This is a genomic window from Streptomyces sp. IBSBF 3136, assembly GCF_036815105.1.
In the GTDB taxonomy this organism is placed as follows: Bacteria; Actinomycetota; Actinomycetes; order Streptomycetales; family Streptomycetaceae; genus Streptomyces.
Map to the genome: position 1 here is coordinate 1 of NZ_JAJSZC010000122.1, position 23,743 is coordinate 23,743.

Annotated in this window: 26 protein-coding genes; 13 read left to right on the forward strand and 13 right to left on the reverse strand. The window is 73.7% G+C overall.

Going from position 1 to position 23,743, the window contains the following annotated elements; all coding sequences use genetic code 11:
- Nucleotides 1–116 precede the first annotated feature (116 nt).
- A complete protein-coding gene (locus V7E45_RS24215) occupies nucleotides 117–1,472 on the reverse strand; it encodes a dipeptidase (RefSeq protein ID WP_333776301.1) in 1,356 nt (451 codons plus the stop codon).
- Between the two features lie 131 nt (nucleotides 1,473–1,603).
- Between V7E45_RS24215 and V7E45_RS24220 the strand changes: the two genes are divergently transcribed.
- On the forward strand, nucleotides 1,604–2,845 hold the full coding sequence (locus V7E45_RS24220; RefSeq protein ID WP_333776302.1) for a geranylgeranyl reductase family protein: 1,242 nt from the start codon (nucleotides 1,604–1,606) through the stop codon (nucleotides 2,843–2,845).
- Here the strand turns inward: V7E45_RS24220 and V7E45_RS24225 are convergent.
- Nucleotides 2,835–3,290 carry a nitroreductase/quinone reductase family protein gene (locus V7E45_RS24225; protein ID WP_333776303.1) on the reverse strand — a complete coding sequence of 152 codons (456 nt, stop codon included), beginning with the start codon at nucleotides 3,288–3,290 and terminating at the stop codon, nucleotides 2,835–2,837. The two genes, V7E45_RS24220 and V7E45_RS24225, sit on opposite strands and share 11 nt — an antisense overlap.
- Before the next feature lie 146 nt (nucleotides 3,291–3,436).
- On the opposite strand from V7E45_RS24225, the gene V7E45_RS24230 reads away from it, so the two are divergent.
- Complete coding sequence (locus V7E45_RS24230; protein WP_333776304.1) at nucleotides 3,437–4,132, forward strand: TetR/AcrR family transcriptional regulator; 696 nt, start codon at nucleotides 3,437–3,439, stop codon at nucleotides 4,130–4,132.
- A 33-nt stretch (nucleotides 4,133–4,165) separates the two neighbouring features.
- Here the strand turns inward: V7E45_RS24230 and V7E45_RS24235 are convergent, their stop codons facing one another.
- Nucleotides 4,166–5,200, reverse strand: coding sequence for a medium chain dehydrogenase/reductase family protein (locus tag V7E45_RS24235; protein WP_333776305.1), 1,035 nt, complete (start codon nucleotides 5,198–5,200; stop codon nucleotides 4,166–4,168).
- Between the two features lie 171 nt (nucleotides 5,201–5,371).
- On the opposite strand from V7E45_RS24235, the gene V7E45_RS24240 reads away from it, so the two are divergent.
- From V7E45_RS24240 to V7E45_RS24250, 3 genes are read left to right on the forward strand one after another with little or no spacing between them, the layout of a single operon-like run.
- Nucleotides 5,372–6,148 (forward strand): TetR/AcrR family transcriptional regulator, encoded by a 777-nt coding sequence (locus V7E45_RS24240; protein WP_333776306.1) that lies wholly within the window; start codon nucleotides 5,372–5,374, stop codon nucleotides 6,146–6,148.
- A gap of 10 nt (nucleotides 6,149–6,158) precedes the next feature.
- On the forward strand, nucleotides 6,159–7,373 hold the full coding sequence (locus V7E45_RS24245) for a sensor histidine kinase (RefSeq protein WP_333776307.1): 1,215 nt from the start codon (nucleotides 6,159–6,161) through the stop codon (nucleotides 7,371–7,373).
- Entirely contained in the window at nucleotides 7,370–8,035 is a 666-nt protein-coding gene (locus tag V7E45_RS24250; protein ID WP_333776308.1) for a response regulator transcription factor, read from the forward strand. Before V7E45_RS24245 ends, V7E45_RS24250 begins: the two co-directional genes overlap by 4 nt.
- Nucleotides 8,036–8,186: 151 nt before the next feature.
- On the opposite strand, the gene V7E45_RS24255 is transcribed toward V7E45_RS24250, so the two are convergent.
- Nucleotides 8,187–9,689, reverse strand: coding sequence for an MFS transporter (locus V7E45_RS24255; RefSeq protein WP_333776309.1), 1,503 nt, complete (start codon nucleotides 9,687–9,689; stop codon nucleotides 8,187–8,189).
- A gap of 85 nt (nucleotides 9,690–9,774) precedes the next feature.
- Between V7E45_RS24255 and V7E45_RS24260 the strand changes: the two genes are divergently transcribed.
- Nucleotides 9,775–10,185: a MarR family winged helix-turn-helix transcriptional regulator gene (locus V7E45_RS24260; RefSeq protein WP_333776310.1), complete on the forward strand. Its 411-nt coding sequence runs from the start codon at nucleotides 9,775–9,777 to the stop codon at nucleotides 10,183–10,185.
- Between the two features lie 87 nt (nucleotides 10,186–10,272).
- Here V7E45_RS24260 and V7E45_RS24265 read toward each other — a convergent pair whose 3' ends face one another.
- Nucleotides 10,273–11,013: a maleylpyruvate isomerase family mycothiol-dependent enzyme gene (locus V7E45_RS24265; protein WP_333776311.1), complete on the reverse strand. Its 741-nt coding sequence runs from the start codon at nucleotides 11,011–11,013 to the stop codon at nucleotides 10,273–10,275.
- Nucleotides 11,014–11,491: 478 nt separating this feature from the next.
- On the opposite strand from V7E45_RS24265, the gene V7E45_RS24270 reads away from it, so the two are divergent.
- The gene (locus tag V7E45_RS24270) at nucleotides 11,492–11,887 is read left to right on the forward strand and encodes a luciferase domain-containing protein (protein ID WP_333776312.1); all 396 of its coding nucleotides are present in this window, start codon (nucleotides 11,492–11,494) and stop codon (nucleotides 11,885–11,887) included.
- 37 nt (nucleotides 11,888–11,924) lie between these two features.
- On the opposite strand, the gene V7E45_RS24275 is transcribed toward V7E45_RS24270, so the two are convergent.
- Entirely contained in the window at nucleotides 11,925–12,704 is a 780-nt protein-coding gene (locus tag V7E45_RS24275; RefSeq protein ID WP_333776313.1) for a DeoR/GlpR family DNA-binding transcription regulator, read from the reverse strand.
- A gap of 122 nt (nucleotides 12,705–12,826) precedes the next feature.
- Here V7E45_RS24275 and V7E45_RS24280 point away from each other — a divergent pair, with 122 nt between their 5' ends.
- Nucleotides 12,827–13,708, forward strand: coding sequence for an SIS domain-containing protein (locus tag V7E45_RS24280; RefSeq protein ID WP_333776314.1), 882 nt, complete (start codon nucleotides 12,827–12,829; stop codon nucleotides 13,706–13,708).
- 25 nt (nucleotides 13,709–13,733) lie between these two features.
- Complete coding sequence (locus tag V7E45_RS24285) at nucleotides 13,734–14,612, forward strand: class II fructose-bisphosphate aldolase (protein ID WP_333776315.1); 879 nt, start codon at nucleotides 13,734–13,736, stop codon at nucleotides 14,610–14,612.
- On the opposite strand, the gene V7E45_RS24290 is transcribed toward V7E45_RS24285, so the two are convergent.
- The gene (locus tag V7E45_RS24290; protein ID WP_333776326.1) at nucleotides 14,599–15,735 is read right to left on the reverse strand and encodes a methyltransferase; all 1,137 of its coding nucleotides are present in this window, start codon (nucleotides 15,733–15,735) and stop codon (nucleotides 14,599–14,601) included. The two genes, V7E45_RS24285 and V7E45_RS24290, sit on opposite strands and share 14 nt — an antisense overlap.
- Nucleotides 15,736–15,813: 78 nt before the next feature.
- Here V7E45_RS24290 and V7E45_RS24295 point away from each other — a divergent pair, with 78 nt between their 5' ends.
- Nucleotides 15,814–16,464, forward strand: a complete 651-nt coding sequence (locus V7E45_RS24295; RefSeq protein ID WP_333776316.1) for an alpha-ketoglutarate-dependent dioxygenase AlkB family protein — start codon at nucleotides 15,814–15,816, stop codon at nucleotides 16,462–16,464.
- A gap of 109 nt (nucleotides 16,465–16,573) precedes the next feature.
- Complete coding sequence (locus V7E45_RS24300) at nucleotides 16,574–17,812, forward strand: ROK family protein (RefSeq protein WP_333776317.1); 1,239 nt, start codon at nucleotides 16,574–16,576, stop codon at nucleotides 17,810–17,812.
- Between the two features lie 27 nt (nucleotides 17,813–17,839).
- Here the strand turns inward: V7E45_RS24300 and V7E45_RS24305 are convergent, their stop codons facing one another.
- Both V7E45_RS24305 and V7E45_RS24310 read right to left on the reverse strand, forming a co-directional pair.
- Nucleotides 17,840–18,385: an SMI1/KNR4 family protein gene (locus V7E45_RS24305; RefSeq protein ID WP_333776318.1), complete on the reverse strand. Its 546-nt coding sequence runs from the start codon at nucleotides 18,383–18,385 to the stop codon at nucleotides 17,840–17,842.
- A 58-nt stretch (nucleotides 18,386–18,443) separates the two neighbouring features.
- Nucleotides 18,444–18,632, reverse strand: a complete 189-nt coding sequence (locus tag V7E45_RS24310) for a DUF1272 domain-containing protein (protein WP_333776319.1) — start codon at nucleotides 18,630–18,632, stop codon at nucleotides 18,444–18,446.
- Between the two features lie 298 nt (nucleotides 18,633–18,930).
- Between V7E45_RS24310 and V7E45_RS24315 the strand changes: the two genes are divergently transcribed.
- A complete protein-coding gene (locus V7E45_RS24315; protein ID WP_333776320.1) occupies nucleotides 18,931–19,218 on the forward strand; it encodes an SHOCT domain-containing protein in 288 nt (95 codons plus the stop codon).
- Between the two features lie 210 nt (nucleotides 19,219–19,428).
- Here V7E45_RS24315 and V7E45_RS24320 read toward each other — a convergent pair whose 3' ends face one another.
- Together V7E45_RS24320 and V7E45_RS24325 are read right to left on the reverse strand one after the other, a co-directional pair.
- Nucleotides 19,429–20,049 carry an ATP-binding protein gene (locus V7E45_RS24320; RefSeq protein WP_333776321.1) on the reverse strand — a complete coding sequence of 207 codons (621 nt, stop codon included), beginning with the start codon at nucleotides 20,047–20,049 and terminating at the stop codon, nucleotides 19,429–19,431.
- 205 nt (nucleotides 20,050–20,254) lie between these two features.
- Nucleotides 20,255–20,578, reverse strand: a complete 324-nt coding sequence (locus V7E45_RS24325) for a hypothetical protein (RefSeq protein ID WP_333776322.1) — start codon at nucleotides 20,576–20,578, stop codon at nucleotides 20,255–20,257.
- Nucleotides 20,579–20,959: 381 nt separating this feature from the next.
- Here V7E45_RS24325 and V7E45_RS24330 point away from each other — a divergent pair, with 381 nt between their 5' ends.
- Nucleotides 20,960–22,084 (forward strand): PLP-dependent cysteine synthase family protein, encoded by a 1,125-nt coding sequence (locus tag V7E45_RS24330; protein ID WP_333776323.1) that lies wholly within the window; start codon nucleotides 20,960–20,962, stop codon nucleotides 22,082–22,084.
- A 121-nt stretch (nucleotides 22,085–22,205) separates the two neighbouring features.
- Here the strand turns inward: V7E45_RS24330 and V7E45_RS24335 are convergent, their stop codons facing one another.
- Both V7E45_RS24335 and V7E45_RS24340 read right to left on the reverse strand, forming a co-directional pair.
- On the reverse strand, nucleotides 22,206–22,670 hold the full coding sequence (locus V7E45_RS24335; protein ID WP_333776324.1) for an SRPBCC family protein: 465 nt from the start codon (nucleotides 22,668–22,670) through the stop codon (nucleotides 22,206–22,208).
- A gap of 80 nt (nucleotides 22,671–22,750) precedes the next feature.
- Nucleotides 22,751–23,581: a DeoR/GlpR family DNA-binding transcription regulator gene (locus tag V7E45_RS24340; RefSeq protein ID WP_333776325.1), complete on the reverse strand. Its 831-nt coding sequence runs from the start codon at nucleotides 23,579–23,581 to the stop codon at nucleotides 22,751–22,753.
- Nucleotides 23,582–23,743 lie beyond the last annotated feature (162 nt).

The window sequence follows — 23,743 nt, forward strand, 5'->3', positions numbered from 1 at the left end:
GAGCACGCACCGGACGCCGCGCGGCCGCCCTCCGGGCGACGAGGCCACTTTCGCAGCAGGCCCTTAGGCGGCGCCCCCGCCCGTGGGCGAGGGCGCTCTGCCGCGGGCAGAAGGGTTCAGCCCGCCGCGTAGTTGCGCAGGAACAGCGCCTCGGCGACCGACAGCCGCTCCAGTTCCTCGGGGGACACGCTCTCGTTGACCGCGTGGATCTGCGCCTCCGGCTCGCTGAGGCCGATCAGCAGGATCTCCGCCCGCGGGTAGAGGCCGGCGAGCGTGTTGCACAGCGGGATGGAGCCGCCCTGGCCGGCGTACTGCATGGTCTCGCCCGGGTAGGCGACGGCCATCGCGTCGGCCATGGCCTGGTAGGCCGGGCTCGAGGTGTCGGCGCGGAACGCCTGGCCCTGACCGATCTGCTCGGTGGTCACCCGGGCGCCCCAGGGGGTGTGCGCCTCGATGTGGGCCTGCAGCAGCTTGGTGGCCTCGGCCGCGTCCACGCCCGGCGGAACCCGCAGGCTGACCAGGGCACGGGCGCCCGCCTGCACGGACGGGGTGGCGCCCACGACCGGCGGGCAGTCGATGCCGAGCACGGTGACGGCCGGCCGGGCCCAGATGCGGTCGGCCACCGAGCCGTCACCGATCAGGCCCACCCCGTCCAGCACCCTGGCGTCCTTGCGGAACTGCTCGTCGGTGTACTCCAGGCCGTCCCACCGGGCGCCGGCGTCGAGGCCGTCGACCGTGGTCGAACCGTCCTCGGCGCGCAGCGAGTCCAGGACCCGGATCAGCGCGGCCAGCGCGTCCGGGGCGGCACCGCCGAACTGGCCCGAATGCAGGTTGCCGCCGAGGGTGTCGACCTGGACCCGGAGGAGCGTCATGCCGCGCAGGGTCGTGGTCACCGTCGGCAGGCCCACGCGGAAGTTGCCCGCGTCGCCGATCACGATGGTGTCGGCCGCCAGCAGCTCGGGGTGCTGCTCGGCGTACCGCTCCAGACCGCCGGTGCCCTGCTCCTCGGAGCCCTCGACGATCACCTTGACGTGGACGGGCACGCCGCCGTTCGCCTTCAGCGCGCGCAGCGCGAGCAGGTGCATGACCAGACCGCCCTTGCAGTCGGCGGTCCCGCGGCCGTACCAGCGGCCGTCCCGCTCGGTCAGCTCGAACGGCGGGGTGGTCCAGCCGGCCTCGTCCAGCGGCGGCTGAACGTCGTAGTGCGCGTAGAGCAGAACCGTTTTGGCACCCTCCGGGCCCGGCAGGTACCCGTACACCGACTGCGTGCCGTCGGGGGTGTCGAGGAGGGCCACGTCCACGAAGCCCTCGGCGCGCAGGGCCTCGGCGATCCAGTTCGCCGCGCCCTCGCTCTCGCTCTTCGGGAACTGCGCGAAGTCCGCCACCGATTTGAAGGCGACCAGTTCGGTCAGCTCCGTCTTCGCCCGGGGCAGCAGCGAGGCGACGGTCTCGGCGACCGGATTCGACGGCATGGGCACGCTCCTCGTAGGTGCGACGTTGTACAGCTGAGTACACCGATCCTCCCACAGTGGCCTGCGGCGATCGTCGCCGTAGGATGCGGGGGACAGGTGCGGCAGCGGCTTGATCGGAGCAGTAGACCATCGTGAGCGGCGAGAACTCTTCGGCGGACGACGTGCAGCGGGTGTGGGACGTCGTCGTGGTGGGCGCGGGACCCGCGGGGGCCTCGGCGGCCTACGCGGCGGCGGTCGCGGGGCGACGCGTGCTGTTGCTGGAGAAAGCCGAGCTGCCCCGCTACAAAACGTGCGGCGGCGGCATCATCGGCCCCTCGCGCGACGCGCTGCCGCCCGGGTTCGAACTGCCCTTCCAGGACCGCGTGCACGCGGTCACGTTCTCCCACAACGGGCGCTTCACGCGCACCCGGCGCTCCAAGCAGATGCTGTTCGGGCTGATCAACCGGCCCGAGTTCGACCAGCAGCTGGTCGAGCACGCCCAGAAGGCGGGCGCCGAGCTGCGGACGGGCGTCACCGTGCAGCGCGTCGAGCAGCACGGCTCCGCTGTGCCGGACCGGCGCACGGTCGCCGTGGTGCTCCAGGGCGGCGAGACGGTCCTGGCCCGCGCGGTCGTCGGGGCCGACGGCAGCGCCAGCCGGATAGGGGCGCACGTCGGGGTGAAGCTGGACCAGGTCGACCTCGGTCTGGAGGCGGAGATCCCGGTTCCGGCGACGGTCGCCGAGGACTGGAAGGGGCGAGTGCTCATCGACTGGGGCCCGATGCCCGGCAGTTACGGCTGGGTGTTCCCCAAGGGCGACACCCTGACGGTCGGCGTGATCTCGGCCCGCGGCGAAGGCGCCGCGACGAAGCGGTACTTGGAGGACTTCGTCGCGCGGCTCGGCCTCTCGGGCTTCGAACCGAGCATCTCCTCGGGGCACCTGACCCGTTGCCGCGCCGACGACTCGCCGCTGTCCCGCGGTCGGGTGCTGGTCTGCGGCGACGCGGCGGGGCTGCTGGAGCCGTGGACCCGCGAGGGCATCTCCTTCGCGCTGCGCTCGGGCCGGCTGGCGGGGGAGTGGGCCGTGCGGATCGCCGAGGCGCACGACGCGGTCGACGCCCGGCGCCAGGCCCTGAACTACGCTTTCGCGATCAAGGCGGGGCTCGGTGTGGAGATGAGCGTCGGCAAGCGCATGCTGGCCGCGTTCGAGCGGCGTCCCGGTTTCTTCCACGCGGCCCTCACCGGCTTCCGTCCGGCCTGGCGGGCGTTCCGCGACATCACGCGCGGCTCGACCTCCCTGGGGGAGCTGGTCCGGTCGCACCCCCTCGCCCAGCGCGCCCTGACCGCGTTCGACCGGACGCCGGCCGCCCCCGTGGAGGAATCCGTCACTTCGTGACCGTGATCCGGAACACCGGGTGGTCGGCGGCCACGGCGAGGATCTCTTCGTCCGTGGAGTCGGCCGTGACGCCCGCGAAGTACTGCTTGACCTGCCAGCCCCACTTCTCCAGGTAGGTCCGCAGGATCGGGAGCTTCTCCTCGTCGGGGAGCTCCACCGCGGTGAAGGCGCGCACCTTGCGGCCCACCCGCAGTTCTCCGCCGTTCGCGACCCGCATGTTGCGCACCCACTGCGAGTAGCCGCGGGCGGAGACGAGGTACTGGCCGTCCTGGTACGTGTGCGGGTTGACCGGGACGCGCTGCATCTTGCCGCTCTTGCGGCCGCGCACGGACAGCTCGGCGTTCCCCGCGAGGCTGAGCCCGTGCCGGGCGAGCCAGCCGACCATCCCGTTCATCCGGACGGTCAGCGGGCTGCCCTCGACGTAGAACGGTGCGGATGACGACATGGTGACCCCCACGTTTTGGGAGAGCGGTGCTCTCGCTTGACTTCAGTGTGGAGGAGACAGGTGCTCCGAAGCAAGAGCAGTGCTCTCTTTTTGGTTCGGTGCTCTGATTTGTGTGCACCGCTCTGCGTGCGTGGCACACTGCTGCCATGAGCACCGCACAGGGCGCCCGCGCGCGGGCCAGGGCCGAAGTGACGGCGGCGATCAAGGACGCGGCGCGCCGCCGGCTCGCCGCGGAGGGCGCCGCCAAGCTCTCGCTGCGGGCCGTCGCCCGCGAACTGGGCATGGTCTCCTCGGCGGTCTACCGCTACTTCCCGAGCCGCGACGACCTGCTCACCGCCCTGATCATCGACGCCTACGACTCCCTCGGCGAGGCGGCGGAGGCGGCCCACGCGAAGGCGGGCCAGGCGGCGGACCCCGTGCGGCGCTGGACGGCGGTCTGCGAGGCGGTCCGCGCCTGGGGACTCGGCCACCCGCACGAGTACGCCCTGATCTACGGCTCCCCGGTGCCCGGGTACGCGGCCCCCGAGACCACCGTGCCGGCCGCCTCGCGGGTCGGCCTGCTGCTCATCGGCATCGTTCGCGACGCCCACCGGGGCCCGGGGCTGGCCGCCCTGCCGCTGCCCGCCGAACTGCGCCCCGAAGCCGAGCGCATGGCGGCCGACCTGGCCCCCGATCTGCCGCCCGAGGCGGCGGTGGCGCTGGTCGCGGCCTGGGCCGAGCTGTTCGGGCTGGTCGGATTCGAGCTGTTCGGGCAGTTCCACCAGGTGGTCGAGGACCGTGAGACCTTCTTCCGGCACGCGGCCGTCCGGCTCGCCGGCAGTGTGGGGCTGGTCCGGTCCTGACGGCCGGCGGCCGGGCCGGTCGATCGGCCCCACCTACGCCTCCGGGATCAGGACGACCTTCCCGGCCACCGTGCCCGACTCGGCCAGTCGCATCGCCTCCGCGACCTCGGTGAGCGGCAGCCGGGCCGCGATCCGCGCGGTCACCTCACCGCGCCCGAGCGCCCGGAACACCTCCGTCAGGTCGGCGCGCAGCCGGGAGCGGAAGCGGTCCTTGCTCAGCGCGCGCCCGGCCCACACGTTGAAGAAGTACGCGTGGCGGCCGTTGGGCAGCGCGTTCCACAGCCACACCCGGCCGAGGATCTTCAGCACGGGCCACTGCTTGGAGCCCGTGTCGTCCCGGGTGGTGGCGCTGCCGTAGGAGACGAGGGTCCCGCCGGGCGCGAGCAGCCGCCAGGAATCGGTCACGCTGCGCCCGCCGAGGTGGTCGAAGACCGCGTCGACCCCGCCCGGGGCGAGTTCCCGGACGAGCGCCGGCACGTCCTGCGTGTAGTCGACGGGGAGCACGCCCATGGCACGCAGCGTCTCGTGGTGGCGCGCGGACGCCGTGCCGATCACCTTCAGGCCGGCCGCTCGCGCGAGCTGCACGAGCACCGTGCCGACCCCGCCGTTCGCGCCGTGGACGAGGACCGTCCCGCCGTCGCGCACCCTGGCCTTGCGGTGCAGCATCTGCCAGGCGGTGATCCCGTTGACGACCAGCGCCTCCGCCTCCGCCGCGTCGATCCCGTCCGGCACCGGCACCGCGTCGTCCGCGTCGAGCAGCACGTGGCTGGCCCAGCCGCCGACCTTGACCAGGGCCGCCACCCGCCGGCCCACCAGGCCGGACGTGACGCCGGGGCCCGCCGTGAGCACCGTGCCGACCAGGTCGTAGCCGGGCACGAAGGGGAACGGCGGCTGGTCGTAGTACCGGCCCCGGCGCATCTGCTGCTCGGCGAAGGACACGCCCGTGGCCTCGACGCGGACCACGATCTGCCCGGCGCCCGGCGCGGGGACGGCCCCGTGGCGCAGTTCCAGGCCCTCGGGCTCGACCGTCCCGGGCAGTACGACCTCCAGCAGTTCCTTGCCGTCCATCACGACCTCCAGGTCGGGTGAGAGTCAGTCGCTTGCGTTAGAAGCTATAACTAAAATGACGGGCCCTCTCGCCGGTGTCAAGGCGTCGCAGCGACATTCGTTACGGCCTATCTCGTCAGTGATAGGTTGAAACTCGGTGGGAACCCGACGACGACGAGGAGCGTGACGGCCATGGCGGCAGGCGCGGCGAGTCCACGGGAGCGGTACCGCAGCCAGGTACGGGCCGAGATCAAGGCGCGGGCCTGGGAGCAGATCGCCACGGCCGGGGCGTCGGGGCTGTCCCTGAACGCCATCGCCAAGGACCTGGGCATGAGCGGGCCGGCCCTGTACCGGTACTTCGGCGGCCGGGACGACCTGATCACCGAGCTGGTCAGGGACGCCTACCGCAGCCTGGCGGACACCTTCCGCGCCGCCGCCGACGCGGGCACGGGGCTGTCCGGCCTGGCCCGGGCCATGCGCCGCTGGGCGCTGGAGGATCCCCAGCGCTACTTCCTCGTCTACGGCACACCGGTCCCCGGCTACCGGGCCCCCGACGACACCACCGCGACCGCCCGGGAGATCATGGCGATCCTCCTCGACGTGTGCGCCGCCGAGGACGCGGCAGGGACCCCGGGGTCCACGGGGGTGGGCGCACCCCGGGAGACGGAGCCCGCGCCGGCGGACGCGCTGGAGGCCCATCTCGCGGACCACCGCCGCTGGGCGGGCGACCACCCGGCGCCGCCGCACGTCCTGCGCCGCGCCCTGGCCTACTGGACCCGCCTGCACGGCGTCCTCTCCCTCGAACTCGCCGGTCACTTCGCCGGTATGGGCTTCGACCCCGAGGTGCTGTTCACCGCGGAGTTCGAGGAACTCACGGGCAGCGGCCGCGCGGGCGGGCGGCCGTACTCCCCGGGGAGTAGCCGTGATCACCTCGCCCGGCTGACGTCCGCGCGGGCCCGCGGCGTTTAGCGTGGCGGGCATGGAAGAGCAGCGCGGCCCCACGCACCGGTGGCGGCACGGGCCGCCGTGGTGGCGCCGCCCGGACGACCCGGAGCCGTCCGCGGCCCGCATGCCCTGGCGGTCCACCGCGCTGATCACCGCGTTCGTGCTCGTCGGCGCCGGCTTCGCCGCGCACGCGCAGCCGCACCGCGAGCCCCTCGACGGCTACGCGCGCGTGCTGCTGCTCGCCGGCGCGGTCCTGCTGCTGTGGCGCCACCGCCACCCGGTGGCCGTCGTCTTCGGCACGGCCACGGCCGCGCTGGTCTACCTGGCCGCCGGGTATCCCTACGGCCCGGTCCTGCTGCCCGTCGTGGTCGCCTGCTTCCGCGCCGTCGTCGCGGGCCACCGGCGGGCCGCCTGGACGGCGCTCGGCCTGCTCTGGGCCGGGCACGCGCTGGTGGCGCTCTGGCTCTACCGGCTGCTGCCGCCGCCGGGCGACAAGGCCGCGACCGTGGGCCAGGAGATCGTCGTCACCACCTGGGTACTGGCCGTCGTGGCGGTGTGCGAACTGGCCCGGGTGCGCCGTGAGCAGTGGGCGCGGGAACGCGCCGACCGGGCCGCGGCCGCCCGGCGCCGCGCGGACGAGGAACGGCTGCGGATCGCCCGTGAACTGCACGACGTGCTCGCGCACAGCATCTCCGTCATCAACGTCCAGGCGGGCGTGGGCCTCGCCCTGCTCGACAGCGATCCGGAACAGGCGCGCACGGCGCTCACCACCATCAAGGCCGCCAGCAAGGAGGCGCTCGGGGAGGTGCGCCAGGTCCTCGACACCCTGCGCGCCCCCGGTGCGGCACCGCGGGCCCCCGCGCCCGGCCTCGACCGGCTGCCGGAGCTGGTCGAACAGGCGGCCGCCGCCGGCCTCACCGTCGACGTCCGGGGCGAACCCCCGCACCTGTCGCCCGGCGCCGACCTGGCGGCCTTCCGCATCGTGCAGGAGGCCCTGACCAACGTCGTACGGCACTCGGGATCACGGCACGCGCGCGTGCGGTTCGAACACGAAGGCGCCCTGGTGCGGCTGAGGGTCGACGACGACGGACCCGCGACCGGCGCCGACGCGGGCGGCAGCGGGAACGGACTGGCCGGCATGCGGGAGCGGGCGGCCGCGCTGGGTGGCACCATCGAGGCGGGCCCGCGTCCCGACGGCGGCTTCCGGGTGCTCGCCGTACTGCCCGCGCACACCAGGGAGGACCAGTGATCCGGGTACTGCTCGCCGACGACCAGTCGCTCGTCCGGGCCGGATTCAGGGCGCTGCTCGACGCGCAGCCGGACATCGAGGTGGTGGGGGAGGCGGCGGACGGCGAGGAGGCCCTGCGCCTGGTGCGCGAACAGGGGCCCGACGTCGTCCTGATGGACATCCGCATGCCCCGTCTCGACGGCCTGGCCGCGACCCGGCGCATCACCGGGGACGCGGAGCCGAGCGAGGTGAAGGTGGTCATGCTCACCACCTTCGAACTCGACGAGTACGTCTTCGAGGCGATCCGCGCGGGCGCCTCGGGTTTCCTGGTGAAGGACACCGAGCCCGACGAACTCCTGCGCGCCGTACGGGCGGTGGTCGCGGGCGACGCGCTGCTGTCCCCGGGCGTCACCCGCCGCCTCATCGCCGAGTTCGCGGCCCGATCCAAGGAACCGGCCGCCGCCGACGCGCTCGCCCTGCTCACCGAGCGCGAGCGCGAGGTGATGGCCCTGGTCGGCATCGGCCTGTCCAACGAGGAGATCGCCCGCCGCCTGGTGGTCAGCCCCCTCACGGCCAAGACCCACGTGAGTCGCACCATGGTCAAACTGGGGGCCCGGGACCGCGCCCAACTCGTCGTCCTCGCCTATGAGTCGGGGTTGGTGCGGCCGGGCTGGCTGGGCTGACCGGGCCGCCGGGAGCGGTCAGCGGCTACGGCCGTGTCCGCGGACCGGCGCCCCGACCGTACGCCCGCGCCCCGCGCCGGGATCGTCATCACGGAGCGGGGCGCGGGGAGAGCGGAAGGGCACACGGAAGGGGCGTGGTCCCGCGGTCGGACTAGTCGCGGACCGGCACGCGCTCCGTCTCCGCCGTCACCGGCGCCGCCTCCACGGTGGACCTGGCGACCACGACGGACGGGCGGGGGCGCCGGTCGCGGAGGCCGGTGAGGGTGATCAGCAGACCGGCCACCGCGACGCCCGTGACGACCATGAAGCCCGGCCGGTAGCTGTCGAGGACGGCGTGCGCGGTGGCGTGCGCCGGGGCGGCCGCGGTCACCACGGCGGTCACGACGGCCAGGAAGATCGCCCCGCCCACCTGCACCGAGGTGTTGAGCAGCCCGGAGACCATGCCCTGCTCGTGGTCCTCGACCCCGTTGGTGGCCTGGATGTTGAGCGAGGGGAAGACCAGGGCGCAGGCGGCGCCGATCAGCAGCATCGACGGCAGGATCACGGCCGCGTACACCGGGTCCAGGTCGATCCGCAGGAACAGCGCGTACCCGGCGACCATCAGCGCGAAGCCCGCCGCGATCAGCCGCGGGGTGCCGAACCGGTCGACGATCGCGCCGACCTTGGTCGAGGACACCGCCACCAGCGCGCCCGCCGGCAGGAAGGCGAGCGCCGTGTGCAGCGCCGACCAGCCCAGCAGGGACTGCATGTACAGGGTCGTCAGGAACTGGAAGCCGACGTAGGAGCCGAAGAAGGCCACCGCTCCGAGCTGGGCGCGGACCTGACCGCCCGAGCGCAGCACGCCGAGCCGGATCAGCGGGCCCGGCGAGCGCCGCTCGACCAGGACGAAGGCGGTCAGCAGGACGGCGACGGCGAGGAACGACAGCAGCGTGCGGGCCGAGGCCCAGCCGGCCCCGGGCGCCTGGACGACGGTGAAGACCAGCAGCAGCATCGACGCGGTGCCGAGGACGGCGCCCGGGATGTCGTAACCGGCGTGGTTCTCCTCCCTGGCACTGCGCGGCAGCAGCCTGAGTCCGGCGGCGAGGGCGAGGAGCGCGATGGGTGCGGGCAGCAGCATGGTGAGGCGCCAACTGGCCTCGGTGAGCAGCCCGGAGAGGACCAGACCCATCGAGAACCCGGTGGCGGCGCACGTGGTGTAGATGGAGAGCGCGCGGTTGCGCAGCGGGCCCTCCGGGAACGTCGTGGTGATGATGGACAGGCCGGCGGGCGCGGTGAAGGCGGCGCTCAGGCCCTTCACGAAGCGGCTGGCGATCAGCAGCGGCCCGGAGTCCACGAGTCCGCCGAGCAGCGAGGCGAGCGCGAAGACGCCGAGCGCCACCAGGAACACCTGGCGTCGGCCGAGCAGGTCGGCGGTGCGGCCGCCGAGCAGGAGCAGTCCGCCGTATCCCAGGATGTAGCCGCTGACGATCCATTGCAGCGTCGAGGTGGACAGATGGAGGTCGGTGCCGATGGACGGCAGCGCGACGCCGACCATCGACACGTCGAGCGCGTCCAGGAACATCGCGGCGCACAGCACCAGCAGCGTGCCCCAGAGCCGGGGAGTCCAGCGAACCGCCGGGGACGGGGCCGCGGGGATGGTGAGCGGAGAGGTCATGGCGAAGAGACTACATGCGCATGCATTCAATGCAAGCGCATTTAATGTTGATGCAATGAAACATGTTCTCTGCTACGGTGCGCGCATGGCGGCGAACAGGCCCGAGCGGGCGCTCGTGGAGCAGTGGCGGGACATCCTGTCCCTGCACGCCCGTACGCAGTGCGAGCTGGACCGGGCGCTGCACGGACACGGCCTGTGCGCCAGCGACTTCGAGGTCCTCGACCTGCTGTCCGAGGGTGCGGCGGCGGACGGCGGCTGCGCCTACCGCGTGCAGGAGATCTCTGAGCGGGTGCACCTCAGCCAGAGCGCGCTCTCCCGCCTCATCGGCCGCCTGGAGAAGGACGGCCTCGTGGACCGTGCCATGTGCCCGGAGGACCGGCGCGGGGTCCGCGTCGCGCTCACGGCCAAGGGCCGCGCGCTGCACGGCGAGGTGCGGCCCGTGCAGCGCGCGGTGCTGGCGAGGATGCTCGCCGAGGCCGGCCCGGACGCCGGCTGAGCCGACGCCGGGCACGGACTTCTCCTGGATGCCGGCTCCGGTCTGCCCGGGGCGTCGGGTCTTCCTCTCGAAGTCCGGCCGCGGGGCTCAGATCCCGGAGGTCTCCCGCCACAGCGTGGCCAGCGAACGGTCGCCCGTCACGCTCGGCACGGGTCCCCGGTTCCACAGCGCGAGGTACAACCGCTCGGCCGGGCCGGTGAGTTCGGCCTCGGCGTCGCCTGCGGCGTCCCGCGAGGTCACCGGCGGTTCCGTGGAGAGGCGTACGGTCCACACGGCGTCCGCCCCCGCGTCCAGCGCCCGCACCCGCAGCACCCGCGGCCGCTCGGTGCGGACCCGGCTCCTGGGCCGGGCGTGGAAGCCGCGCAGCAGCTCGTCGATGCCGTCGGCCGCGAAGCCGGCGGCTATCGGGGACGCCGTGCCGCCCCGGGCGGCCTCGGCGTCGTAGCGGTGAACGGCCGTCTCGTGCGCCTGTCGCCGGGTCCAGAACGCCAGCGGCGACGGGCAGGGCGCCGGATGGAAGGTCCAGCACTCCAGATCGGCCGGCGCGGCGGCCAGCGTGTCGACCAGCATCCGGTGGCTGTCCCGGTACCAGGACACCAGCTCCGCGCCGTCCAGGTCCGGGCCGTCGCCGAGCGGCCGCGGAGCGGTGTGCCCCTCGGCGACCAGCGCGGCGGCCCACCGGTGCACCGCGCCCGTGTGCCGCAGCAGGTCCGCGACCTGCCACTCGGGGCAGGTGGGCACCTTGGCGTCGGTACCGGCCTCGGCGGCGGCCGCGGCCAGCAGGCGGCCCTCCTGGTCCAGGGTCTTGAGGAATTCGGCAGTCTCCATGGGGTGAGTGTGCCGGACCACGGGACGCGGAGGCGCAGGTCTCGGCCACCGGTTTCCCGTCGCCCCGCCGCCGTTCGCGGCGACGCGTGCCGGGGGGGCAGGGCGAAGCTGAGCGAGAGCGGTACCGCGCGGACGACCGTCACCAGGTGGCCGCCGAAGCGGCGGCACAGCCGTCCGGTGAGCGCCATGGGAGTCCCGCCGACGGGGATGCCGCTGCCGGGGAACGATCGTTCGCGTTCGTCATGCGTACGGCTGTTTGTCAGGCGGTATCCCACAGGCGGGCAAGTGCCCCCGAAGTGGCCTCGAACAACGCACACTTCACGGTGAGCGCCGGATCGCGGTGGCTCGACCTCGCCCGGAGCGGGGGCGGTTCGGAAGACCGGACTGCGGTGTTCCGGGTGATCCGCCTTCGGACACAGGTCGGTTAATGCTTGCGCACGCGCTGGTTGCCGAGGGGTGAGCGGGTCATGATGGGCCCATGACGTTGGCCTCGCGCGCGCTTGCGCAACTGGCGACCTGGCCGGACCTGAGACAGTCCGTCCCGAGCTGCGGCCTGGGGCAGGCCGTGCGCTCGGCCCAGGGCGAGATCGCCCACTTCCACTCGGACCGTGACGTCGACCTCCTGCTGACCGACCGGGCCGTCCGGCGGTTCACCAAGGACCTCAAGGGCTCGGGCGCCATCCGGATCGTCCCCGGCTCGCCCTGGGTGACCCTCCGCCTCGACGCCGCGAGCGACGTCGACCTCCTGCTGACGTTGGTGAGCGTGGCGCTCCAGGCGCGGCAGTCCTGGCCCGACCCGGTCGGCCGTTCGGTGTCCGGCTGCAACGACCAGCGCGGGGCGGGGTTCGTGAAGGCGGACCACGGGGGCGTCTGACGCGGCGGGGCGGACGCGAGCGGTCGGGCGACGGGTCCTACACGACGAGGACCCGGACGCCCACCTCCTCGAAGCGGCGCACCGTGTCCTCGCCCACCGCCGCGTCCGTGACCAGCGTGTCCACCGCTTCCGCCGCGCAGATGCGGGCGAACGCCCGCCGGCCCAGCTTGCTGGAGTCGGCGGCCACGACCACCCGCGCGGCGCGCTCGCACAGCAGCCGGTTGATCGCGGCCTCCGCCTCGTCGTGCGCCGCCGCGCCGTGCGTGACGTCGAACGCGACCACGCCGAGGACGGCGACGTCGAGGGTGATCTGGCCGAGCACGCCGTCCGCGAGCGGACCGATCAGCTCGTAGGACTGCGGCCGGGCGACCCCGCCGGTCACCACGATCTTGAACTGGGGCCGCACCGCGAGTTCGTTGGCGATGTTGAGCGCGTTCGTCACGACGGTCAGCGCGGGCGAGCCGGAGCCGAGATCGCCGCGCACGGCCAGCGCGCGGGCCACCTCCGTGGTGGTCGTGCCGCCGGTCAGCCCGACCGCCTCGCCCGGCGCCACGAGATCCGCCACCGCCTTGGCGATCCGCTGCTTCTCGGAGGCGCGGCGGGCCGTCTTGTAGCGCAGGGGCAGCTCGTACGACACTCCGTGCACCACGGCCCCGCCCCGCGTGCGCACCAGCATCTGCTGCTCGGCGAGCTGGTCGAAGTCCCGGCGGATCGTCGCCGCCGAGACGCCCAGCTCGGCCGCCGCCTCCTCGACGTCCAGCCGGCCGCGCTCGACGAGCAGTTCCAGCAGCGCCTTCCAGCGGGCGTCCCGGGACATCCGCAGCCTCCGTTCTCCGTTCTCCCGGCGACCCTAGCGCACCTCGCTCTGCGCATGTCTGCTTGATTGTGCTCGAAAGCGCGCTATAACTTGCAAGAACAATCAGCAAGGGAGGGTGTGGCATGAGCCATGTCGAGGACGAGCTGAACAGCCAGCCGGAGTGCTGGACGCGCGCGGCCCACGAGGCCGGGCGGTGCGCGGACGCGCTGCCGGACACGGGGGAGCGGGTCGCCGTCGTCGGGTGCGGGACGTCGTACTTCATGGCACAGGCGGTGGCCGCCCTGCGGGAGGCCACCGGGCAGGGCGAGACGGACGCCTTCGCCGCCTCCGAGTTCCCGCGCGGACGGTCCTACGACCGGATCGTCGCCCTCACCCGCTCCGGCACCACCACCGAGGTGCTCGACCTGCTCGGCAAGGTGCGCGGCCGCGCGCGGACCACGGCCGTCACCGCCGACCCGGCCACCCCCGTGGCGACGGCCGCCGACGATCTCGTCGTCCTCGACTTCGCCGACGAACGCTCCGTCGTCCAGACCCGGTTCGCCACCACCGCGCTCACCCTCCTGCGCGCCCACCTCGGCCTGCACACCGACGCGGCCGTCACCGACGCCCGCACCGCCCTGGCGGACCCGCTGCCCGAAGGGCTCGTCGACTGCGCGCAGTTCACGTTCCTCGGCCGGGGCTGGACCGTCGGGCTCGCCCACGAGGCCGGCCTGAAGATGCGCGAGGCGTCCCTGTCCTGGACCGAGGCCTACCCGGCGATGGAGTACCGGCACGGGCCCATCAGCGTCACCACCGAGGGCACCGCGACCTGGATGTTCGGCGAGGCACCCGCCGGCCTCGCCGAACAGGTGCGCGCCACCGGCGGCCGCTGGGTCGCCGGCACCCTCGACCCGCTGGCCGAACTCGTCCGCGTCCAGCGCCTCGCCGTCGCCGTCGCCGCCCGCCGTGGACTCGACCCGGACCGGCCCCGCCACCTCACCCGCTCGGTGATCCTCGCTCCTTGACCCCCATCCGCAAGGGAGACAAGCCGTGCCCCTCGTGACCACCGGCGAACTGGTCGGCAATGCCGCCGGAGCCCGCTCCGCGGTCGCCGCCTTCAACATCATCACCCTGGAACACGTCGAGGCCGTCATCGCCGGAGCCGAGTCCGCCGGTGCGCCCGTGGTCCTCCAGGTCAGCGAGAACGCCGTCAAGTTCCGCTACGGACGGCTGCTGCCGCTCGCCCGCGCCGCCGTCGCGGCGGCCGAACGCGCGGACGTACCCGTCGCCCTGCACCTCGACCACGTCCAGAGCGCCGACCTGCTGCGCCAGGCGTCCGAGGCCGGGTTCAGCTCGGTGATGTACGACGCCGCCCGGCTCTCCTACGCCGACAATCTCGCCGCCACCCGGGCGGCGGCCGACTGGGCGCACGCGCAAGGTCTGTGGATCGAGGCCGAGTTGGGGCAGATCGGCGGGAAGGGCGGCCTGCCCGCGCTGGATGCCCACGCGCCCGGCGCCCGCACCGACCCCGACCAGGCGCGCGACTTCGTCGCCGGCACCGAGGTCGACGCGCTCGCCGTGGCCATCGGCAGCGCGCACGCCATGACCACCCGCACCGCCACCCTCGACCACCGCCTGCTGAAGCGGCTGGCCGCCGCCCTGTCCGTCCCGCTCGTCCTGCACGGCTCCTCGGGCGTGCCGGACGACGGGCTGGTCGCGGCGGTCGCGGGCGGCATCGCCAAGGTCAACGTCGGCACCGCACTCAACGCGGCCATGACCGGCGCCGTCCGGGACTTCCTGGCCACCCATCCGGAGGCCGTCGACTCCCGCAAGTACCTCAGCGTGGGCAGAGAGGCCATGGCCCGGGAAGTGACCCGCATCATCGGCGTCCTCGGCGGAGCCGGGAGCGGGCGCGCTAGCCTCGCTTGACGGCCTTCAGCACCACGAACTTCGGGTCGCTCGCCACCAGCCGGCTGTTGCCGAACAGCCGCTTCAGCGTGACGTGGTAGCCCAGGTGCCGGTTGCCGATCACCCACAGCTCGCCACCGGGGCGCAGCGCGCGCTTCGCCCCGGTGAACATCCGCCACGCCGTCGCGTCGGTCGTCGCCTGGTGGGAGTGGAACGGCGGGTTGTTCAGGACGAGGTCCACACTGTCCGGCGCGACCCCGGCCAGCCCGTCCCCGACCCGGAACTCGGCATGCCCGGGCACCCCGTTGGCCCGGTACGTCGCCTCCGCCGAGGCGACCGCCTGGAACGACTCGTCGACGAACAGCACCTCGGCCTCCGGATCGGCCAGCGCCACCGCCGTACCGACGACCCCGTTGCCGCAGCCGAGGTCCACCACGCGCCCGGCGCCCGGACCGGCCGGCAGGTGCCGCAGGAAGAACCGGGTGCCGACGTCGAGCCGGTCGGCGCAGAAGACACCCGCGTGGTTCACCACCGTCTGCCCCGAGACCGCGCCGACCCCGTCCGGGAGGGCGTAGCTGTAGGGCCACGGGTTCGGCGGCCGCCGCAGCGCCGGGTCGGGGGCGCAGAAGACGAGCCGGGCCTTCTGCCGCGCCAGCGAGGTGCGGGTCGGTCCGAGGATCCGCTCGAACAGCCGCAGCGTCGAGGTGTGGATCTCCTTCACCATCCCGGTGCCGACGACCACCGTGCCCGCGTGCACCGCCGGAGCGAGCCGCAGCAGCTGGTCCTCCAGCAGCGCCAGGCTCTTGGGCACGCGCACGAGGAGCACGTCCACCCGCTCGGGCGGCGGGTCCTGGGTGGTCAGCAGGCGCACGGCACCGGGTTCGACACCGGCCCGCGCCAGGTTCGCCCGGGTCGCCTCCTGGCTGAGGAAGGAGTCGGTGATCTGCGTCGGCCGGTGCCCGGCGAGGGCCGTCGCCAGCGCGCCCCAGCGGTCGCCGAGCACCACGACCGCACCGGTGAGCGGCACCCCCTCCTCGGCCAGGTGCCGCAGCAGGTAGGCGTCGGAGGCGTCCCAGGCACGCAGCCGGTCGCGGGGGTCCTCGGGGAAACGGGACAGCTCGAACTCGCCCCACGGAGTCGTCATACGGTCGTTCATCGTGCTCCAGGCTAGCCGAGCCGCAGCTCAGGGCCGGTCGCCCGGCACTCGGGCAGGATGGAGCGCATGGACGCGGAACTGTTCGAACGGGGGCGGGCCGAGGTCGCGCCGAGCGCCGTGCACGTCCCGCACTGGCTCGGCGCCGAGCGTCAGCGTGCGCTGCTCGCCGCCTGCCGGGAGTGGGCGCGCCCCCCGGCCGGACTGCGCACCGTCCGCACCCCGGGCGGCGGCACGATGTCCGCCCGGCAGGTCTGCCTGGGCTGGCACTGGTACCCGTACGCCTACGCCCGCACGGTCGTCGACGGCGACGGCGCCCCGGTGAAGCCCTTCCCGGACTGGCTGGGCGAGCTGAGCCGGGACGCGGTGGCCGACGCGCTCGGCCCGCGGGCGGTACCGGCGCAGCCGTACGACATCGCGCTGATCAACTTCTACGACGGCGACGCCCGCATGGGCATGCACCGCGACAGCGACGAGCGGGCGCCGGCGCCGGTCGTGTCGCTGAGCCTCGGCGACACCTGCGTCTTCCGCTTCGGCAACCCGCGCACCCGCACGAAGCCGTACACCGACGTGGAGTTGCGCAGCGGGGACCTCTTCGTCTTCGGCGGGCCGTCCCGGTTCGCGTACCACGGGGTGCCGCGCGTCCGTCCCGGTACGGCCCCGCCGGAGCTGGGGCTCACCGGGCGGCTGAACATCACCCTGCGGGTGAGCGGGCTCTGACCAGGGCGCGGGCCACGACGGGTGCGGGAGATCAAGGGGTGGGCCACGCCGGTTGCCGATGATCAGGGGGCAGGCCACGACGGGTGCGGATCATGGGAGACTCCACGTCATGAGCGGCAAGGCGGACCCCCGGCCGGCGGGGGAAGGGACCACCTCGAGAGCGCGGCTTGACCGGGGGCGCGGCGCGCTCGGACCCGCGCTGGAGCTCGTGCACACCGGACGGGCGCCGACCCGGGCCGTGCTCACCGCCGAACTCGGGGTCACCCGGGCGACGGCCGGTGCGGTGGCCGCCGAACTGGAGGCGCTCGGCCTGATCCGGGTCGACGCCCGGCCGGGCGCGGCGGCCGGCTCCCAGGGGCGCCCCTCGCACCGGCTGGAGGTCGCCGAGGACGGGCCGGTGGCCCTCGCCGCACAGGTCCACGCCGACGGTTTCCGGGCCGCACTGGTCGGCCTCGGCGGGCGGATCGTGGCGACCGCGCCGGGCCGCGAGACCGTGGACGCCGACCCCGCGAAGGTGCTCGGCTCCGTGGTGGAGGCGGGCGCCGAACTCTTGCGCACGACCGGCCGCCGCTGTGTGGGCGCCGGACTCGCCGTCCCCTCGGCCGTCGCCGAACCCGACGGCCTGGCCCTCAACCCCCTTCACGTGGCCTGGCCGGCCGGCGCCCCGGTGCGCCGGATCTTCGCCGAACGCGTGCGCGAGGCGGGCATCACCGGTCCCGCGTTCGCGGGCAACGACGTGAACCTCGCCGCCCTCGCCGAGCACCGGCACGGCTCCGGTCGGGGCGCCCGTGACCTGCTGTGCGTGGCATCCGGGCACCGGGGCGTCGGCGGCGCCCTGGTGCTCGACGGCCGCCTGCACACGGGCAGTTCCGGGCTCGCCCTCGAGGTCGGTCACCTCACCGTCAACCCGGGGGGCCGTCCCTGCCACTGCGGCAGCCGGGGCTGCCTGGACATCGAGACCGACCCGCTGGCCCTGCTCCTCGAGGCGGGCCGCGAGCCCGGCCCCGAGGTCTCCCTGCTCCGGCAGGCCGACGACCTGCTGCGCACGCGCTACGCCGACCCGGCCGTCCGCGCCGCCGCCCACACCCTCATCGACCGCCTCGGCCTGGGTCTGGCCGGACTGGTCAACCTCCTCAACCCCGACCGGATCATCCTCGGCGGCCTGCACCGGACCCTCCTGGAGACCGACCCCGAGCGCCTGCGCGCGGTCGTCGCCGACCGCAGCCTGTGGGGCCAGAGCGGCGGTGTGCCCATCCTGGCCTGCACCCTGGACCACAACAGCCTGGTCGGCGCGGCGGAGCTGGCCTGGCAGCCGGTCCTGGACGACCCGCTGGGCGCGCTCCGGTGACGAGCGGCTGTCAGGGGGTCTGCCGTCTCATCCGCACAGGGCCATGATCACGTCGTCGAAGTCGGCGAACTGCTCCCGCGCCAGCCGCACCAGTTCCTCGGCCGGCCGGCCGCGCCCGGGGGCGAACCGCTCCGCGACCGCCGTCCGTTCGGCGTCCGGCCGTGAGGTGAGGCCCAGCTCGTAGTGGTCGACCGCCTCCTGGGGGCCGACCCCGTCGGCCAGGACCCACAGGAAGTCGGCGAGGTCGCGGGCCACCACTCCCGTCTCGCCCTCCGACCCGAGGAACACGACGGGCTGCTCGGTGAGTTCCCGCCCCGGGCGGACCAGCCAGAACGCCGCGTAGCCGCCGGTGCCGTCCATGCCGAACACCCGGAAGGCGTCGCCGCCGACCTCCTTGTTCCCGGTCCACGACCGGAACCAGTCGGTCGTCTCCTCGGCGGAGACGAAGCCGTCGAAGGGCTCGAAATCGACCCCGTCCCCGTCGGCGTAGTCGAACAGGAGGGCGAGCGCGGCGGCCAGCGCCTCGGGAAAGCGGCGGTCGTCGGCCGTGACGGTGCCGTCAGTGGTGGTCATGCGCGCAGACTAGCCAGGGGGACTGACAACGCCTCCGGCCGAGGGCCGGGGCGGGCCGCTACGCGCCTCCGGCCACGCGGCGTGGCCGGGCCACCAACTCCCCACCACAGTTGGGACAGACCTGCCCCATGGCCTCGGCGCACGCCACGCAGAACGTGCACTCGTACGAGCAGATCAGGGCCGGCCCGTCCGCCGGCAACGCGCCGGTCTCACAGCGTTCGCAGCGGTCGCGCATCTCCAGAGCCATGGCGTGGTCGTCTCCTCGGGCCGGGGCGGTGTCTCCACGTGTCCGCCTCCCATCCTCCGCACGGCGGCCGGGACCGTAACCGCCCCGAGGGACACCGAGCGACAGGATCGGGCCACGGCCGGCCCACGCCCGCACTCGCGCCCGGGGCGCGTCCGCCGGGAGCAGCCGCGCCTTCCCGGCGTACTCCTGCTGAGGTACTCGTACTGCCGCCGGCCGCACGACGACCCGGACCCCCTGCCGGAGGGAGTCTCGTGTCATCAGCCGAAAACCCCCGACGACACACGGAGATGAAACCGAGATGCAGACGCTCGCGAACTGGCACGGCGGCCCCGGACCCGGCCCGTGGATCCTGTTCTTCCCGCTGATCTGGGCGCTCGTCGTCGTGGGCGCCGTCACCTTCCTGCGCCGCACCGGCCGGGGCGGCCCCTGGCGGGGGCCGATGGGGGGTCGCCCGACAGGCGACTCACCGCTCGCGGTCCTCGGCCGCCGCTTCGCCTCCGGCGAGATCGACGAGGACGAGTACTGGCGCCGTCTCTCCGTACTGGAGGAGCAGTTCGGCCGCACCGGCAAACACGGCGCCGCGTGAGCGGACCCGCTGCCGCATCGCCGCGCAGCGTGAGCGGCACGGCCGCGGCGACGGCGGCCGTGCCTGGGGCGCGGTCCGCGGCGTCGTGACGCGGGGGCGGGGCACGTTCTCCGCCAGGCAGGCGCGCCGGTGACGGTGCCGCGGTACGGCGCGCGGGCGGTGGGGCGTCGTGGCCCAGCGCCCGCGCGGCGTACCGAGGTCACCGCCCGGTCAGCCGGGGACGGCGGACCGGGCGGGAGTCGGTGGGGCGGCCGCCGCGTGCGCAACCGCGGGGGCCGGAGCGGCGACGACCGGAGCCGTGACCACGGGCACGGTGACGACCGGAGAGGCAGTGACCGGGGTGGGAGCCGGCTGCGTCTCGGGGCGCCGGGGAGCCGGCTGCTCGCCCGTACGGCGGGGCGGACGGGCCGGCTGCGGGCGAGCCGCGGTGGGCGCCGGCAGCGTGAACCAGACGACCTTGCCGTCGTCGCCCTCCGGGCGCGCGCCCCAGCTCTCGCTCATCGCGGCCACCATCGCCAGCCCCCGGCCACAGGTGGACAGCGCGGCACCCTCAGCCGTGTCAGCCACCACCGGAAGGCGTGGATCGTGGTCGCGCACCGAGACCGTGAGCCGGTCGACCAGCAGTTCCAGCTCGACGACGCACGACTTGTCCGGTCGGGCGTGCCGGTGGACGTTGCTGAGCAGCTCGGTCACACCGAGCGCGGCCCGGTCTATCAACGGATCGAGATGCCAGTAGCGCAACTGCGCAGATACGATTCTGCGGACCTGGCCGATCCGCGACGGCAGGGCTTGGAGCTCCACCGTGCAGTGCCTGCTTGGGTGACTGATCACGGCTGCGACTCCCCGATGTGAGGTCCGGTCTGACCGGAGGAACACGGAGAACAACGGATCCAGCAGGTGCTTGCGTCCAAACGTCCGCCTGCTGTCGTGGCCGGCGGGCTGGTTCGCAGCGTTATCGCCGGTAAACCCAGAGTGACGTGAGACCAGCGTGACGCAGGGGATGCGCTCCCGCAACTCGCCCCGCCCGGAACCCCGCTCAGCCGCCTCGTCCGGCCGCGCGGCGCACCGCCTCGATGAACCTCCGCGCCGCCGGAGGCCCCGACTCGCCCGGAGCGGGATCGTGCTCGCCGAGCCGCAGCAGGTACCGGTTGCCGTTGAGGTCCGCCGTCGCCCGGTCCTCCGGGGCGAACCACGGCTTGGAGGCCCGCACGGCCTGCACCGGCGCGCTGTCGATCTCGCTGCCGTAGCTGGTGAGCAACTCCACCCTGCCGTCGCTGATCCGGACCTGTCCGGCCCGGGTGAGCGAACGCAGCCGTTTGCCTATCTGCACGCCCGTCGCCGTGAACTCCGGCTCCGCCATTCCCTGCCGCCCCCTTGCGTGTCGCTCGCCGGCCCTCGGCCCGCGTGGGTCCGGTTCCGGCCCGTGTTCCGGTCGTGCCACCCGGGGTCGTACCGGTCGTGGTGCCCCGGTGTGGATGCGCCCCCGTTCGGGACGATCGTCCCGCCCGGTGCAGTCTGCCCCGATGCGGCCTGGAGCACCAGTACGCACGAGGCGCGTGCGACGGGCGTCCGGAGCACTCGCGCCAATGCGCCCCCGCGCGCGCCCCAGGGGAGTGCCCCAGCCCGGCTTTGGGTGGCTCAAAGATGCGTTTATGCAGGTGGGAAGCGGTACGGAAGACGCCTATGCTCGAAGTGCCAGGCGCGTGAGCCGCCGTCGGCGCCCACTGTAAGGAGCCCCGCCGTGAGCACCACCCCACAGACCAGGACCGGCGCCACCCTCGACGTCGACCGCAGCGACGCCGCCTACCGCACCTGGCTGAAAGAGGCCGTGCGCAAGGTGCAGGCCGACGCCAACCGCTCGGCGGACACCCACCTGCTGCGCTTCCCGCTGCCCGAGCGGTGGGGCATCGACCTGTACCTGAAGGACGAGTCGACGCACCCGACGGGCAGCCTCAAGCACCGCCTGGCCCGGTCCCTGTTCCTGTACGGCCTGTGCAATGGCTGGATCCGTCCGGACCGCCCGGTGATCGAGGCGTCCAGCGGCTCGACGGCCGTCTCCGAGGCCTACTTCGCCAAACTGATCGGCGTGCCCTTCATCGCCGTCATGCCGCGCACGACGAGCGCCGAGAAGATCCGACTCATCGAGTTCCACGGCGGCCGCTGCCACTTCGTCGACGACTCCCGCAAGATGTACGAGGAGTCGGCCCGCCTCGCGGTGGAGACCGGCGGCCACTACATGGACCAGTTCACCTACGCCGAGCGGGCCACCGACTGGCGCGGCAACAACAACATCGCCGAATCGATCTTTCGTCAACTGGAGCTCGAGCGGTTCCCGGAGCCCGCCTGGATCGTCGCCACGGCCGGCACCGGCGGCACGTCGGCGACCCTCGCGCGGTACGTGCACTACATGCAGTACGACACCCGTATCTGCGTCGCCGACCCGGACAACTCCTGCTTCTTCGAGGGCTGGACCGCCGGCGACCCGGACGTCACCTGTGACTGCGGCTCGCGCATCGAGGGCATCGGCAGACCGCGCATGGAGCCGAGCTTCGTGCCCGGCGCCATCGACCGGATGATGAAGGTCCCGGACGCCGCCAGCGTCGCCGCCGTACGCGCCCTGGAGCGGGCCATCGGCCGCAAGGCGGGCGGTTCCACGGGGACCGGTCTGTGGAGCGCGCTGAAGATCGTCTCCGAGATGGTCGCCGAGGGCCGCACCGGCAGCGTCGTCACCTTGTTGTGCGACCCCGGGGACCGCTACCTGGACAAGTACTACTCCGACGGCTGGCTGCGGGAGCAGGGCCTCGACATCACGCCCTACTCGGCGGCGATCGACTCCCTGCTGGCCACCGGCATGTGGACGGACTGAGCCCGCACCCGGCTCCTCACGCCCCTGCCGGGCGACCCGCACCGCCTCCTGCGGCACGTCATCCGTGACCGGTCGACCCTGACCGGTGGGCCGTGACCGGTCGGTCACGGCCCGGGCGCCGCTATCCGGCGAGCCGCCGGTCCAGCGCCGTGACGGCGTCCCCGAACGCGCGGCCCACGCCCGGCCGGACGAGACGGCACACGGCACGGAACGCGGCCGTACCGTCGAGGGCGAAGGTCATCCGTACCCGCGTCCCGGTCCCGGCCGGGGCGAGCCGCCACTCCTCGATCCACGCCCGGGTACCGGGGGTGTTCGTCACGTCGACGCGGTAGGCGTACACCTCGGGAGCCTTCGCCGCCAGCACCGACTCCTCGAAACGGGTTCCGCCCCGCAGCCGCACCTCGCGCCCGCCCTCGGTCGGCCGGGCCGACGCCACCGCGGAGAACCACTCGGGCCAGCCCGGCACATCCTCCGCGAGCGCCCGGAACACCGCGTCCGGAGCGGCCGCGATCTCCCGGCTGAAGACGAGCCGCACGGGGGCGGTCCCGACGAAGTCGAGTCCCTCCGGCCGCAAACGGTGAGCCATGGCGACGAACCCCCTCGTGAAGTACTCGGGCGAACCGCGGCGTTACGCCGCCAGGCTAGCCGACGGGCCGTCAGATGTCGTCAGATGTCCTCGTCGTCCTCGGGCTCGCCCGCGACCACCAGGCGACGCAGGTGCTCGGAGATCTCCGAGCGCGCCTCGGCCGGCAGCCCCGCGTCGGTGACCAGCGTGTCGACCTGCTCCAGCGCGGCGAACGAACTGAGCCCGACGGTCCCCCACTTGGTGTGGTCGGCGACCACCACGACCCGGCGCGCCGACTGCACCAGCCGGCGGTTGGTCTCGGCCTCCGCCAGGTTCGGCGTGGACAGTCCCGCCTCCGCCGATATCCCGTGCACGCCCAGGAACAGCAGGTCGAAGTGGAGCGCGGCGATCGCCTGGTCGGCGACCGGGCCCACCAGCGAGTCGGAGGGGGTGCGCACTCCGCCGGTCAGCACCACCGTGGCCGCGCCCTGGCGCTGTCCCGAGGTGCGCTGCGCCGCGTGGAAGACGTCGGCGACCCGCACCGAGTTCGTCACCACGGTCAGGTCCGGCACCTCCAGCAGATGCTGCGCCAGCGCGTAGGTCGTGGTGCCGCCCGACAGGGCGATCGCCGAACCCGGGCTGACCAGCCGGGCCGCGGCCCGCGCGATGTCCTCCTTGGCGGTCAGCTCCAGACCCGACTTGGCCTCGAAGCCCGGCTCGTGCGTGCTCGCCTCGACCACCGGGACGGCGCCGCCATGCACCTTCTCCAGCATGCCCTGGCGGGCCAGCGCGTCGAGGTCACGGCGGACGGTCATGTCCGACACATTCAGCTTGCGGGTCAGTTCGTTCACCCGGACTCCGCCCCGGCGCCGGACCTCGTCCAGGATCAGGGCGCGGCGCTGCTCCGCGAGGAGGTTCTGATTCTCGCTCACGTACGCTCCGGTCCTCTCGCCGTGATCCGTCGTCCGCCATGCCCGCCGCACCGGCCCCGACCTGGACGTCCAGCGGTCCTCGGCTGCGGGCGTCCCATCCTTTCACGGCGGGGCACCGGTTGCGCCACTCCCCGTCACGACGCGCACATGCCACCCGCACCC